This window comes from Bacillus sp. FSL K6-2971, from assembly GCF_038006405.1.
Lineage (GTDB): Bacteria > Bacillota > Bacilli > Bacillales > Bacillaceae > Bacillus > Bacillus pumilus.
This window is the reverse complement of sequence record NZ_JBBOVD010000001.1, coordinates 1,060,248-1,074,272: the sequence shown is the minus strand read 5'-3', so window position 1 is coordinate 1,074,272 and position 14,025 is coordinate 1,060,248. Positions and strand designations below refer to the sequence as shown.

14 protein-coding genes are annotated in these 14,025 nt (G+C 40.2%); 7 read left to right on the top strand and 7 right to left on the bottom strand.

Annotation, left to right across the window (positions count from 1 at the left end):
• The first annotated feature begins 52 nt into the window (after nt 1-52).
• Genes MHI33_RS05340 through MHI33_RS05330 form a run of 3 tightly spaced genes read left to right on the top strand, consistent with a single transcriptional unit; the run spans nt 53 to nt 1,873 of the window.
• Entirely contained in the window at nt 53-544 is a 492-nt protein-coding gene (locus tag MHI33_RS05340; RefSeq protein WP_003211938.1) for a sigma-70 family RNA polymerase sigma factor, read from the top strand.
• A complete protein-coding gene (locus tag MHI33_RS05335) occupies nt 537-1,595 on the top strand; it encodes an anti-sigma factor (protein WP_185107619.1) in 1,059 nt (352 codons plus the stop codon). The genes MHI33_RS05340 and MHI33_RS05335 overlap by 8 nt, the downstream gene beginning before the upstream one ends.
• Nucleotides 1,583-1,873 (top strand): hypothetical protein, encoded by a 291-nt coding sequence (locus MHI33_RS05330; protein WP_044140655.1) that lies wholly within the window; start codon nt 1,583-1,585, stop codon nt 1,871-1,873. Before MHI33_RS05335 ends, MHI33_RS05330 begins: the two co-directional genes overlap by 13 nt.
• A 331-nt stretch (nt 1,874-2,204) precedes the next feature.
• Here MHI33_RS05330 and MHI33_RS05325 read toward each other — a convergent pair whose 3' ends face one another.
• Complete coding sequence (locus tag MHI33_RS05325) at nt 2,205-3,038, bottom strand: C40 family peptidase (RefSeq protein WP_065098947.1); 834 nt, start codon at nt 3,036-3,038, stop codon at nt 2,205-2,207.
• 354 nt (nt 3,039-3,392) lie between these two features.
• On the opposite strand from MHI33_RS05325, the gene MHI33_RS05320 reads away from it, so the two are divergent.
• A complete protein-coding gene (locus MHI33_RS05320; RefSeq protein WP_185107621.1) occupies nt 3,393-4,757 on the top strand; it encodes an alkaline phosphatase in 1,365 nt (454 codons plus the stop codon).
• A gap of 244 nt (nt 4,758-5,001) precedes the next feature.
• Here the strand turns inward: MHI33_RS05320 and MHI33_RS05315 are convergent, their stop codons facing one another.
• A complete protein-coding gene (locus tag MHI33_RS05315; RefSeq protein ID WP_376699992.1) occupies nt 5,002-6,426 on the bottom strand; it encodes a SpoVR family protein in 1,425 nt (474 codons plus the stop codon).
• 67 nt (nt 6,427-6,493) lie between these two features.
• A complete protein-coding gene (locus MHI33_RS05310) occupies nt 6,494-7,693 on the bottom strand; it encodes a globin domain-containing protein (RefSeq protein ID WP_340909685.1) in 1,200 nt (399 codons plus the stop codon).
• Nucleotides 7,694-7,876: 183 nt separating this feature from the next.
• On the opposite strand from MHI33_RS05310, the gene MHI33_RS05305 reads away from it, so the two are divergent.
• Nucleotides 7,877-8,308 (top strand): Rrf2 family transcriptional regulator, encoded by a 432-nt coding sequence (locus MHI33_RS05305; protein ID WP_003210795.1) that lies wholly within the window; start codon nt 7,877-7,879, stop codon nt 8,306-8,308.
• 160 nt (nt 8,309-8,468) lie between these two features.
• Complete coding sequence (locus MHI33_RS05300) at nt 8,469-9,944, top strand: catalase (RefSeq protein WP_003211348.1); 1,476 nt, start codon at nt 8,469-8,471, stop codon at nt 9,942-9,944.
• Between the two features lie 237 nt (nt 9,945-10,181).
• Here MHI33_RS05300 and MHI33_RS05295 read toward each other — a convergent pair whose 3' ends face one another.
• Nucleotides 10,182-10,565 carry a YqzG/YhdC family protein gene (locus MHI33_RS05295; protein ID WP_003211293.1) on the bottom strand — a complete coding sequence of 128 codons (384 nt, stop codon included), beginning with the start codon at nt 10,563-10,565 and terminating at the stop codon, nt 10,182-10,184.
• Nucleotides 10,566-10,693: 128 nt separating this feature from the next.
• Here MHI33_RS05295 and MHI33_RS05290 point away from each other — a divergent pair, with 128 nt between their 5' ends.
• Nucleotides 10,694-10,942, top strand: coding sequence for a YhdB family protein (locus MHI33_RS05290; RefSeq protein ID WP_340909680.1), 249 nt, complete (start codon nt 10,694-10,696; stop codon nt 10,940-10,942).
• A 35-nt stretch (nt 10,943-10,977) separates the two neighbouring features.
• On the opposite strand, the gene MHI33_RS05285 is transcribed toward MHI33_RS05290, so the two are convergent.
• The 3 genes from MHI33_RS05285 to MHI33_RS05275 form a co-directional block, all read right to left on the bottom strand.
• Nucleotides 10,978-11,862 carry a GNAT family N-acetyltransferase gene (locus MHI33_RS05285; protein WP_340909677.1) on the bottom strand — a complete coding sequence of 295 codons (885 nt, stop codon included), beginning with the start codon at nt 11,860-11,862 and terminating at the stop codon, nt 10,978-10,980.
• Nucleotides 11,863-12,113: 251 nt separating this feature from the next.
• Entirely contained in the window at nt 12,114-12,764 is a 651-nt protein-coding gene (locus tag MHI33_RS05280; protein WP_340909674.1) for a response regulator transcription factor, read from the bottom strand.
• Nucleotides 12,761-13,906, bottom strand: a complete 1,146-nt coding sequence (locus tag MHI33_RS05275) for a GAF domain-containing sensor histidine kinase (RefSeq protein WP_106064897.1) — start codon at nt 13,904-13,906, stop codon at nt 12,761-12,763. Before MHI33_RS05275 ends, MHI33_RS05280 begins: the two co-directional genes overlap by 4 nt.
• Between the last annotated feature and the right edge of the window lie 119 nt (nt 13,907-14,025).

The window sequence follows — 14,025 nt, the reverse complement described above, 5'->3', positions numbered from 1 at the left end:
TGCAACTTTATGCCTTTCTTATGCGTGTATAACATAGAGGGGAGAAAAATCAGTGACGATCGATGAAATTTATCAAATGTATATGAACGATGTTTACAGGTTTCTGCTCTCCATGACAAAAGACAAACATTTGGCAGAAGACTTATTGCAGGAAACCTTTATGCGTGCTTATATACATATTCATTCCTACGACCATAGCAAAGTGAAACCTTGGTTATTTCAGGTGGCACGAAATGCTTTTATTGATTATGTCAGGAAACATAAAAAAGAAGTGACCATATCGGATGATCTTATTGGCGGCCTTTTACAAACGTCTGTACAAAGCCCTGCTGAACAGGTTGAAATAAAAGAAGTCCTCAACATGTATTTAGAACAGCTTCCAGATAACTACAAGGAAGCGTTGACATTGTATTATTTAAAAGAACTGAATTACAAGGAAGCATCCAAGGTCATGAATATTACTGAAGCAAATTTTAAAAGTGTTTTATTTCGTGCAAGGCAGCGCCTAAAAGCACTTTACAACAGAGGTGTTAATGATGAATGAAGAGTTTAACAAGCGATGGGAACAATATAATAATGGTGAGATGAACGAGGAAGAAATGATAGCGTTTGAAGAAGAGCTTGAAGAAAACGAAAAACGCTTAAGTCAGGAACTGAACGACTCGGATTGGACCGATTTTTCCATCAGTCCTGAAAAGCAAAAAGCCATCTTGCAATACGGAAAAAGAAAGTCTTATTTACGTATTTCTGTACTTGCTGTCATCTCTACACTTATTATTTTACCGCTTTGTACATTAGGGAGTTATCTATACTACGGCGTTGGCGGAGCAGAGAGTAAAGGGAATCACTTCATGGAAACAGCCGCTGTAACAGTCGCTTTGACGAAACCAAACGTGGCGATTGATATGAAGGATTTAAAAGGCCAAGTCAAGCTTTTTGGAATGAACACCGAATTGAAGCTGCAAAAACAAATTGGCAATAAAACAGAAGCCATTGGCAGTGAACAAATCGAGATGTTTTTCGATAAATTAAAACAGCCAACCATCTCATATTATGGTGACAGCGCACGCGATACGGAGGATTTTTTTACCCATCCTTCTACTCAGGCAGATGCATCAAAAAAACAAACACTCACTACTTTAGACAAGCTTCCTGAAGGAACAGTCAGTGAAGTGTATGTCTCCTATGACAAAGCGTATACACCAATGGACGTTTATTCCTTTGCTAAAAAATATGATATGAAAGTGCTCTGGAATGCGATTAAAACAGAGGATTCATTAAGCGAGAATCAGCGGCCAATTGGCTTTCCTGGAAGAGACTCTGAATTCTTAAAAGAGCTTCAGCACACATCAAAAACAGAGGTAGATCAATTTAAAGATGCCCTTACTTATGTCAATCAGCACCCAACCTGGGCAAAAACAATCTCTGGCAGACCTGAACTGGATCTGTCAAACCGAATACGCTATATCAACCAAAATGGTGTCACGATTTATGGCTCTGTGATCACAGGTCCTTCGAAAGAAATCGAGAAATTTGTGAAGACAAAACGCATTAAAACGGCAAAAGTGAGCGAGGTGGAATTATGGAATTGGTAAGAATTTTTAAAGAGCATAATGTATTTGGCTGGATTTCTGTCGGTACTGCGATATTATCCCTGCTCATGCTGAACCTCGCCATTATCAGTAATGTGACATTTTATTCTTTTCAGATGCTCCCTTTTGCAATGGCCGCAGTTCCATTTGGCATTATTGAACTGTTCATTAAAAAAGGCCGTACGGGCCCTGGGTTTCTCGGTGTCGTACTGAATATCTTTGTCATTGTATGTGTCTATGCCATCGTATCAATCGATATCGATCTTCAATTAGGCTTTTAAGCCGCTTTCAACATGAAAAGCCCGTGTTACTTGACTAATGCCAAGTAGCACGGGCTTTTTTGAATATCGATTTATTTTCTTAAGTCTACAGCGCAAATAAAAAAGACTGCTTCATCAGCAGTCTCAGCGTGTAGACAAACCCTCGCATTCGGTGTCAGTCCTGCGTGCTGGTGCTCACGAATGTCGAATTCGCTCCGCGCCAGTACTCGTCCTTCCTAGACTGCAAAGGTTTTCTATCACGCTGAAAAGAAGACAAAGGGCTAAAATCAAGATCATTTTAGCCCTTTGTCAACAATCTGAGACTGCTTCATCAGCAGTCTCTTAAAATAAATTAGTTTACAAATGTTTTCGCTCCAAGGTAAATCGGCTTCCAGTAGCTTGAATTCATATCACTGATCGTCACACCATCGGAAGCAGCATGAATAAACTTGTTGTTCCCAATGTAGACACCCATGTGAGATGGACCCGATTTATATGTTGTAAAGAACACAAAATCGCCAACCTTTGGAGTTGATACGCTTTTCATTGATCCCCAAAAACCTTCAGTTGTTTGTCTTGAAATCTTTTTTTGTTTGTTAATGATATACCACATAAACCCGCTGCAATCAAAGCCCTTTGGTGTCGTTCCACCCCATCTATATGGTGTGCCATTGTGCGCTTTAGCATCCGCAACAAGCTTAGACGTGTTTAAAGAAGAAGCAGAAACTGTTTTTTCTTTAACAGGTGTTGTTTTCACTTTTTTAGACGTCTTTTTGACCTTTAGCTTTTGCCCAATTTTGATCAGGTTTGTTTTGAGTTTATTTAACGATTTCAGCTCTTTTACAGTCATGCCGTACTTTTTGCCGATTTTAGATAATGTATCACCTTTCACAACTTTATGAGTGGCTGTGGCTGACGCCGCTTTTACTTTTGTTGTTGTTTTTGATGTTTTCGTTATTTTTTTTGCGGCAGTACCATTTACTTTTAACGTTTGTCCAACAAATATCGTGTTAGATTTCAGCTTATTGTCTGATTTAATCTTGCTCACGCTTGTTTTGTATTTTTTCGCTAGAACAGAAAGAGAGTCACCTTTTTGAACTTTTACTGATTGTGCTGAGGCAGCTCCGGCAAATAATGTCGTCCCAAGTAAAACTGCACTTGCAGCTGTGATCAATTGTTTTTTCATTTGTTCCTCCTGTATGTATCTATCGAGATCCGAATTTTTATCTACTTACTATTATAAGGATCAAATACCAGAAGAAATAGTCTTGACTTCCTACGACATTATGCTTATTAATTCGGCAAAATTTATTTTTTTTTAGGGTTCTTTATATTTCATTTTCATTACACAATCATGACAAAATAAACGCATCTTGTCATGGATAAATGATACATTCATTTCTCTTTTTGGCTCATTCTATGTAAAGTGGGCCTTTACAATTTTAAAGGGAACTTTACGATCCTGTAAATGGGAATCCACAATTCTGCTCTACCATTGTAAACGTAAGAGCGATACATAAACATTGAGGAGGCAAAATGAATGAGTGTGTTGAAAAGCTCGAAAACGAAAATCGCTGCAGTGGCGGCAGCATCTGTGCTATCGATTGGCATTTTTTCAGGAATTGAATTTGGACAAGCTGACAAAGCAGAGGCTAAAAAGAAGCCAAAAAATGACGTGCAAAATGTGATCGTGCTGATCGGGGATGGCATGGGAACACCGTATCTTTCAACTTACCGTTCATTTAAGCATAACGGAGACCTTTCAAAGCAAACAGCGTTTGACCCTTACCTCACTGGCATGCACAAAACATACCCTAGCGACTCGAAAAGCAATATCACTGATTCTGCCGCAGCTGGTACAGCTATGGCAACTGGTAAAAAGACTTACAACAATGCGATCAGTGTCAATAAAAACGGTAAAAAATTAAAAACAGTTCTAGAAGAAGCAAAACGGAAGGGAAAATCTACGGGACTTGTCGTGACCTCTGAATTAACAAATGCCACCCCTGCTGCGTATGTGGCTCACGATGTATCGAGAAAAAACACAGCAGCCATCGCTGATGATTTCTTCGATGAAAAAATCGGTAAACAGCATACAGTCGATGTCATGCTTGGCGGAGGTCTCGTCGATTTTGTCCGAAAGGATCGTGATTTAACGAAGGAATTTAAACAAGCCGGATATGATTATGTCACCAATAAAGATGCCTTACAAAAAAACAAAAACCAAAAGGTGTTAGGCATTTTTGCTGATGGCGGTCTTGATAAAGCGATTGATCGTGATAAAAAGACCCCTTCCCTGCAAGACATGACATCTTCAGCCATTAAACAGCTGTCTAAAAACAAAAATGGATTTTTCCTTATGGTAGAAGGCAGTCAAATTGACTGGGCAGGACATGATCATGATATTGTGAGTGCCATGAGTGAAATGAAGGATTTTGAAAAAGCATTTGAAGAAGCGATTCGTTTTGCAAAAAAGGATAAAAATACGTTAGTCATCACCACTGCCGATCATTCAACTGGCGGACTTTCCTTTGGGGCAGACGGCTCAGGCAGCTGGGATTACAAACCGGTAAAAGCAGCGAAAAAGACCCCTGATTTTATCGCAAACAAAATCGTCAGTGGCATGCCTGTTGAATCAGCGCTGAAACAATATATCGATCTTGATTTCACAAAAGAAGAAATGGCCTCCATTCAAAAGGCCGCTGAAACAAAGGATGCTCTTAAAATTGATGATGCGATTGAAGAAGTGATCAACGTGAGATCACATACAGGCTGGACCACATCAGGTCATACGGGCGATGAAGTGCCATTCTTTGCGTATGGCCCAACAAGCCAAAAGCTAAAAGGTCTGATGGAAAACACCGATCAAGCAAAACACATTTTCAAACTGCTGAAAAACCAATAAAACTGGCAAAAAAGATGTCTGCTAAGAGACATCTTAGATTGTTGACAAAGTGCTAAAATGATGTTTATTTTAGCACTTTGTCTTCTTTTCAGCGTGATAGAAAACCTTTGCAGCCCTAGGAAGGGCGGCTACTTTTGCGGAGCGAATTGAACATTCGTGAGCACCAGCGCGCAGACCTGACAACGAATGCGAGGGTTTGTCTACACGCTGAGATGTCTGCTAAGAGACATCTTTTTTTGTTTTTTTATGCGAGATATTTTCTGTGGACTCCTTTTCCATCATACGAAAACATGACTTCTTTTCCTTCAAGAATGGATTCGATATGCACACTTCTTCCCCATAGCTGATGCAAATATGGGAGTACTTTTTCTAAGTATTTCAGATCTAGTTCAATGCCCTCATACCAATGTTTAATATAGAGTTCATTGTTTTTTAAATAGTCGCCATCCATCACGGTCAAATAAGGAAAGCCGCCATTGACCCTCATGCTGACTAGCTGATCACGAACAGCCTTCCATTCTTTATCGATGACTTTATAATCTCTCCCTTGTTTTTGAAACAAGTACAAATCTTCTCTCATCACAAGGTCTTTTGTTAAGTAATTTCGAATGAAGGAAATATCTGATTCAATCTCCCTTACTTCAAACATTTTGCTTCGGCCCGATCCTTCTGTCACCCCTGCTTTTTTTAATTCTTCACATGGGTTGTCATAGCGCTCTTCGATATCTTCAAAAATCTTCAAACCTAAATAGTAAGGATTGATGCCTGTTTTTGATGGCTGTACCACGCCAGCATTTAATTTGGCAAACTCGATCGATTCACTTGAATCTAAATCAAGCTCTCGCATTATCCGCTGATGCCAATACGATGCCCAGCCTTCATTCATAATCTTTGTTTCTAGCTGCGGCCAAAAATAGAGCATTTCCTCCCTCAGCATCGTGAGGACGTCGCGCTGCCACGGCTCTAACTCCCGGGAGTGCGCCTCAATAAAAAGTAAAATATCTTTTTCCGGCTTTGGGGGAAATGGCTTGGCGATTTTCTTTTTCTCACGTATTTTCGGCTCATCCATTCCCCACAAATCATCATACGGCGTCTGACGCTTTGGTTGGTCATCTTCATATTCTTCTTCATCGCCGATATTCCAGCTTAGTTTTGAACGAACAAGAGACGGATCAATATGCTCCTGAAGAGCCAATACGGCGTCTAAAAAGGATTCAACTTCTTTTGTTCCATGAAGATGCTCATATTCCTTGATCCGCTCTGCCGCTGCTGACATGCTTTCTACCATGTCTCGTTTTGTGTTTTGGAAACGGCAATTATTTTTGAAGAAATCACAGTGTGCCAGTACATGAGCCACAATTAATTTATTTTGAACAAGCGTGTTGTTATCAAGTAGAAAGGCGTAGCAAGGATTTGAATTGATGACTAGCTCATAAATTTTGCTTAATCCTAAATCATAATGAAGCTTCATTTTATGAAATTGTTTACCAAAGCTCCAGTGGCTGAATCGTGTTGGCATTCCGTATGCACCGAACGTATAAATAATTTCCGCGGGACAGATTTCATACCTCATCGGATAAAAATCTAGACCAAATCCTTCTGCAATTTCTGTAATTTCATCAATGGCTCTTTGTAAAAGACGTTTTTCTGATACGCTCAAGGAAACCATCCCTCCTCATCGGACTTATCCCTACTATATGAGCGCATCTAAAAAAACATGATGTTCCGCCATTCGTTTAGACGACTTCCATTTCTTTCGTGGATTGCCCGCCGAATGACTCGAAATGTATATTCTGTTCTGGAATTCCCAGCTCTTTTAGTATATAAATCATCTCCTGTGTAAACACCGGGGATCCGCATAGATAAAATTGGCCTTTCCCTTCTCCAACCACTGATTGAAGGAAAGGACGGTCAATGCGGGAAGCTGCCTTTTCAACAAGCTCACCCTTACCCGACTTCGCAAATTGTTCATTACATAAGATGATGCGGCCATGCGGAGCTGATGCTAGAACGCTTTCAAATTCATTTTCAAAAGCGGTGACATCCTCTAATCGATCTGCATGAATCATTGTAAATGGATGGCTGTTTTGCGCTGCTGTTTTCAATAAACCGATCATTGGCGTGACTCCAGAACCAGCACTAATGAAATAAACAGGCTCTTTTGTGGCTTCTTGCAAGCAGAATATTCCCTGCGGCATACTCACTTGAAGAACGTCTCCTTCTTCCATTTCATCATGCAAAAATGTAGACACATGACCATCGCGCTTCACTGTGATGCGGTAATAAGATGGATGATGCTGATCTGATAAGCTGTATTGTCTGCTACACATATAAGCCTCACCTGGCATATCTGCCTGAACCGTCATATATTGACCTGCTTCAAACATTGGCAGCTCTGATTCATCTTCTGGTACTAAGTAAAAGGAGATCAGCGCTGGAGATTCCTGTACCTTTTTCTTTATCACAAACGGCTTCACATCTGCCCATCCACCAGGTTGCTTTACATTCACCTCCATCATTTCTGCTTCAATCGTGATAAAAATATTTGCAATGATGTCATATGCGGCCTTCCAAGCTAAAAGCGTGTCATCTTTTTCCGTTAAACCAAACACTTCTTTCATCGCTTCAATCAAGTGATATCCGACGATTGGATATTGCTCTTTTTTGACCATCACACTGACATGCTTATGGGCAATCTGTTTGACCGCAGGAAGTAATTCTTCTAATCGATCGATGTGTAGTGCAGCTTGATATAGTGTCGCAGCAAGCGCCTCTGGCTGACTTCCGTTCATGAGGTTTGTTTGATTAAATTGATTGAGTAGCTCTGGATGCTGACGAATCATATTTTGATAAAAAACAGTCACAAGGTTGGTTCCCTCGGCTTTTAATAGAGGGGCTGATTGTTTAATAGCATTCATTTGATCTTTAGATAACATCGTCATTCCTTCTTCCTAAAGATGTATTTTAAATATATCTTTATCGTAACGGATGACAGCTTATAAAAGCAATATTTATAATACATGTTTTGAATGTTGACACATTTAACACTTTCTCGAACAGTTCTTGTCTAAAATGTGTTACGATGATACAAAACTCTATAGGGTTTAGAGGTCGTCAAAATGAAACTAACGAATTATACAGATTTCTCATTAAGAGTACTCATTTATTTAGCATCAAGAGAGAACAATGAACTGTCAAATATTCAGCAGATCGCCGATGTTTATGGCATTTCTAAAAATCATCTGACAAAGGTGATTTATCATCTTGGAAAACGCGGCTATGTTGAAACGATCCGTGGAAGAAATGGCGGGATTAGGCTTGGGAAAAGCCCAGAAAGCATTAACATTGGAGAGGTTGTCCGTTATACAGAGGATGATTTAGTCATGGTTGAATGCTTTGATCCAAGGAAAAACAGCTGTATCATCTCCCCGATTTGTTCATTAAAGCATGTACTTCATGAAGCACTTACTGCTTACTTGCGCGTTCTTGACAAATACACATTAAAAGATTTAACACAAAACAAAGATGCTCTTAGAGAGCTCCTCCTTTAGACGAAAGAATTCTATTCTTTCGTCTTTTTCTTTACCTTCTTGTAATAATAATTAATTTAAAATTATTATAAATAGATATTGACTATCATGTTTGATTCAATATAATTAGGGTATATAGATTGCTAGAAACCATTTTTTTGTTTACAGGAGGAGAAAAAGAATGACAAATTCAAATCATAAAAATTTGACAACGAACCAAGGCGTACCTGTTGGCGATAACCAAAACTCAAGAACAGCTGGTCACCGCGGACCTACATTTCTTGATGATTACCATTTGATTGAAAAACTTGCACACTTCGATCGTGAACGTATTCCAGAGCGTGTCGTTCATGCGAGAGGCGCCGGCGCTTATGGTGTGTTTGAAGTTGAAAATAGTATGGAGAAACATACAAAAGCGGCTTTCTTAAGTGAAGAAGGAAAACAGACAGATGTTTTTGTTCGCTTCTCAACCGTTATTCATCCTAAAGGTTCACCTGAAACATTGCGTGATCCGCGTGGCTTTGCTGTCAAATTTTACACAGAAGAAGGCAACTATGATTTAGTTGGTAACAACTTGCCGATCTTCTTTATACGTGATGCATTGAAATTCCCTGATATGGTTCACTCTCTCAAGCCAGATCCTGTAACCAATATCCAAGATCCTGACCGTTATTGGGATTTTATGACCTTAACACCTGAATCCACTCATATGCTCACATGGCTCTTCTCTGATGAAGGAATTCCAGCGAACTATGCTGAAATGCGCGGTTCTGGTGTGCATACATTTAGATGGGTCAACAAATATGGAGAAACAAAATATGTGAAATATCACTGGAGACCTTCAGAAGGTATTCGCAATTTATCTATGGAAGAAGCAGCAGAAATCCAAGCGAATGATTTCCAGCATGCGACAAGAGACTTATATGACCGCATTGAAAATGGCAACTACCCAGCATGGGACTTATATGTCCAGCTGATGCCTCTGAGCGATTATGATGATCTTGATTATGATCCATGTGATCCAACAAAGACATGGAGCGAAGAAGATTACCCGCTTCAAAAAGTAGGACGCATGACTCTGAACCGCAATCCTGAGAACTTCTTTGCTGAAACAGAGCAAGTTGCTTTCACACCAAGTGCACTTGTTCCAGGAATTGAAGCATCTGAAGATAAATTGCTTCAAGGTCGTCTGTTCTCTTATCCAGATACGCAGCGTCATCGTCTTGGTGCCAACTATATGCGCATTCCGGTGAACTGTCCTTATGCACCTGTACACAATAATCAGCAGGATGGCTTTATGACAACGACTCGTCCAAGCGGTCATATTAACTATGAACCAAACCGTTACGATGATCAGCCAAAAGAAAATCCTCACTACAAGGAAAGTGAACAAGTTCTTCACGGTGATCGTATGGTGAGACAAAAAATTGAAAAACCAAACGACTTCAAACAAGCTGGGGAAAAATATCGAAGCTATTCTGAAGAAGAGAAACAAGCATTGATCAAAAATCTAACCGCTGACCTGAAAGACGTAAATGACAAAACAAAATTACTTGCGATCTGCAACTTCTATCGTGCAGATGAAGACTACGGACAACGATTAGCCGATTCACTTGGCGTGGATATCCGCTCATACCTTCAAGGAAGCATGAAATAATTGATCCGGAAATAGCACCTCTAATAAAGAGGTGCTTAGATTGTTGACAAAGTGCTAAAATGATGTTTATTTTAGCACTTTGTCTTCTTTTCAGCGCGATAGAAAACCTTTGAAGTCTAGGAAGGGCAGCTACTTTTGCGGAGCGAATTGAACATTCGTGAGCACCAGCGCGCAGACCTGACAACGAATGCGAGGGTTTGTCTACACGCTGGGCACCTCTAATAAAGAGCTGCTTTTTTATAGACGGAATACGTTAATACTAATCAAATGACCGGTCACCGGGTGAAAATAGATTTCTGCATGCGCAGCAAAAAGCGTTGAGCCTTCCTTCACGGTGACGCGAAAGACATCTTTTGTCTGATCTTCATTTACTTGTGTACGCCCGATATATTGATAATCGTTTAAAGCGGCGCCTTCATATTCCTCTTGCAACGCTGTGTACGCAAGTCTTTCCCAATTTTCAACAGGCTGCATCGCTGCATTTGTTGGAGGATGGATCATGAAACTGCCAAACAAAACCATTCCTGCTGCAAAAGGCACCCACCATTTCGGCTGCATGATATCATTGCTCTCACTTTCATGTATATTTTGTTTATGTTTTGCTGATCGATCCATTTTCATACATGAAGCATTTATTCAGCCTATAATTCCCGGTACACGATTGATGCGGACACCAACTTTTCCCCTGAAAATGTCGATATGTTCCGAGCAAACTAATGAGGACTTCTCAAGGGAAAGGAGAAGGTTTGATGAATGTGGCGGATTATGATAGAGCACTTTATTATACGCATCGCTCGCAATGGGATAATTTACTTATTCTTATGGTACGTACGCAAGATGACTTGCTCTCGAAACGTATTGAGCATTTCTTACACGCGTATCAATTTAACCGGAACGATGCTGATGTTGAAAAATGTTTATATGGGCTCCTGCAGTACATTGACCATGCTTCAGAGGCTGCTGCTTCTGAAGTTTATTCACAACCGATGTACACATAAAGAAAAAGGCTGATGATCAGCCTTTTTACATACATTTAGCAGTGCGCAGTGATTGGAAGCATAAAGTGGTCTTTTACCCAATCTTGTTTTGTATAAACAAACAGCGCATCCTCGTCATTTGGTGCCTTCACCGCGTGTAAGCCGTCAATTGACGTATCAGGTGTAAAATAGAACAGCACTTTTTCCGTCGTTTCACTCACAATATATGCAACAACTTCCTCTATATTTTGTCGCTCGAGAGAAATGATATCAAATACATGTATGGTTTCATTTTCTTCATTCATCAGAACAATCGTATCCAACGCTTCAATATAGAAAATGGCATCCCGCCAAACGAATGTAAAATAAAACATCAATAAGCTGCCATGATCCTTAGCATCTAATTTCATTGAGCCTGTTTGGCGTTTCTCTGCGAACTGTTCAAGTAATGGCAGGTCATGTTCCAACGTCAGCTGCTTGAGACGCACGTTCTTTTTCATTTGAATAGCGCTTTTGCCGATATTTAAACTAAATTCACTTTCGTCATAACGAGTAAAGCCGAACCTTGGATAAAAATCCAGTACAGTTTCATTGGCAAAAAGAAAGATCAAATCACAATCATGTTCGTACGAATCCATAATATGCTGCATTAACTTTGTCGCTAATCCCTTGTGGCGGTAGGCTTGATCCGTCATCACCGTGCCAATTTGAACAGCTCGATACGTTTGGCCATCAATGATCAGCGACATGAGATAGACGGAAGCGTTTGAGATCACTTTCCCGTGATGGACAAAGGAATAAGGAATATATTTTTCATCCCAATACCCTCTTTTGTACCAGTCACTAAAATCCAAATCAAATGTCTTGATCGCTAACTGATTAAAACTTTCTTTCAATTTTTCATTATGGCGATAATCACTCACTAATTCATATGTCTCCATGCTCATTTCCTCCTTTTATCATTTCACCTTTAGTCAGCCGGTTTATCCCCCCCTTCAAAATAAAAAAAGACTTGATGAGCATATACTCATTAAGTCTTTTTTCGTTTTACTCATAGAAATTAGACTGAACATGCTTCTCTTTTCACGCAAAAGGGCACGTCAAATAAACCAACAACCGTGCTCTTTTTATTCAATTCATTGAACTGAATGTGCGCTTAAAAGTTTTAGCATAACGACTAAATTCCCTTCCGTTATAGCAGCTCTTTAGGCTGACTTTTTTGATAATCCACTGCATACAGAGCCGCTTGGGTACGATCTGCCAGCTCTAGTTTTGATAATACATGAGATACGTGCGTTTTGACAGTTTTTTCAGAAATAAACAAGGATGAGGCAATTTCTTTATTGCTTTTCCCCTTTGCAATTTCGAATAAGACATCTCGCTCTCTATTGGTCAGCTCTTTCATTAACTCCCATTTTTGCTCTTTTGGCTCAGTCAAATGCTGCACAAGAAAATTGGTGATATGACCATCTAATTGATAGGTGCCTTTTTGTACGTCAATCATTGTCGTAAGAAGTTTTTCTGGCGCTACATCCTTGAGTTGATAGGCTTTTGCCCCTGCTTGAATGGCGGGAATAACATAATCTTTATCCGCATAGCTTGTCAGGATCACAATGGGGGTATCAGGCATTTCCAGCGTCATTTGTTTCGTTGCCTCAATGCCATTCATTACAGGCATCGATAAATCCATGAGAACGATATCAGGCCGCGTTTGTCTGACAATTTCTAATGCTTCTTCTCCATTAGAAGCCTCACCAACGATTTCGACGTCAGGCTGTGTCTGCAGGAAAAACACAAGCCCTTTTCTCACAATATGATGATCATCTGCAATGACAACTCTCATGACGACCCCTTCCTTTCTTGAGAAAATGGCACCTTCACTTGAATAGTGGTTCCTTTACCGAGCTCAGACTCTATACAAAATGTTCCACCAGCTCTTTTGATACGGTCAGACATCCCTTTCAGACCAAGTGAAGGGAGGCTCATTTGCTCGTCATACTGAAACCCTTTTCCGTGGTCGATGATTTTCATCTCAAACGTGTCTTTTGATTGTTCAAGCTGGACCTTGACTTCCTCTACTTCCGCATGTTTTTGACAATTATTCAGCGCTTCTTGGCATACCCGAAACAACGTTTCATGCTGGGAATGATCCATCTCCATACAGCCTGATAACGATAATGTACAGCGTAATCCTAAAAGCTTTGCATACTCTTGAATCCCTGTTGTGAATCCTTTTTCAAGTCCTCTTGGCCTTAGCTGCCAAATGAGTGACCGCATTTCAACCAGTGCATCTTGTGACAAATGCTGAATAAAATCAATCATTTCCCCTAGATTCTGATCGTTTGTCATTTGACGGGCGGCTTTAGCAGTCAGGCTGACTGAAAATAGCATTTGGTTAACGGAATCATGTAAGTCCTGTGCAAGCCGGTTTCTTTCTTCCAAAAGAGCATGCTGATGTTCGTTTTGCACAAGCTTCATCCGTTGAATGGCGGTACCAATTTGAAGCGCAATGCTTTCAAGCAAGTTCAATTCTTCTTGCGTAAATGTGACTTTTCCTTTTGCCGCCACATTCAATAACCCGAACGTACGCTTACATGCTTTGAGGGGAACCGTCGCATGATGCGTAATTCCTTCAGTATCCCCAAGCTGCTTTTTCATCGCCGTTTCGATGCGTTTACAATTCATAATGTTTGTGGCTGATTGGAGTGAACCTTTTGTGTATCGATTGATGCAATAGCAATCGTTTTGGCACATGAGCTGCTTTTGATGCTTTGCCAGCGCTTCGGGTAAGGAGACCTCTGCCATCAGTTCGTACGAGCCGTCTTTTTCTATAAAATAAATCCATGCGGAATGAAAGCCTGTGACATCCATCAGCATATGGAGCACTTCATGAAGCGTATCTTTCATTTCCGTGCCTTCATTTAGCTTTTCAGCAATTTCTTTTAACGTTTTTAATGTTTCAACCTTCTCTTGATATTCTCCCATACTGTTTACCCCCGGCATTTGCTGCCTTCTCTTTTCATTACGCTCATTATATCATGAGCATTCTGCCGGTTCTTTCTCTAAAAGGATGATTTTTTCTCATCCTTTTGATGGAGAAAAAG